The 207-nt window shown below is 47.8% G+C and carries 1 protein-coding gene; it reads right to left on the bottom strand.

What is annotated here, in order from left to right:
• The coding region (locus DSOL_RS27040) for a winged helix-turn-helix domain-containing protein (protein ID WP_207649709.1) at nucleotides 1–207 on the bottom strand (207 nt) is incomplete at both ends.

Raw genomic sequence — 207 nt, 5'->3', positions numbered from 1 at the left:
ACACCGATAACGCAGAATGCCGACGAGTTGATGCGCAGTAGAATTGGTTTCTCCCGTCCGTCGATTCACCTAAAGTGCTTTCCACTACAAGGTGGGACTCAATCAATTCGCCCACTAGATTGGTCACCGTGGGAGGAGTTAACTTTGTCAACTTGGCAATTTTCGCTCGAGAGATCGGACCATACTGTCTTACAACATTGAGAATCG

Origin of the sequence: Desulfosporosinus metallidurans, from assembly GCF_001936615.1 — a bacterium.
Lineage (GTDB): Bacteria > Bacillota > Desulfitobacteriia > Desulfitobacteriales > Desulfitobacteriaceae > Desulfosporosinus > Desulfosporosinus metallidurans.
Note: the sequence above shows the minus strand (reverse complement) of the source record. Positions and strands in the feature narration are given on the sequence as shown.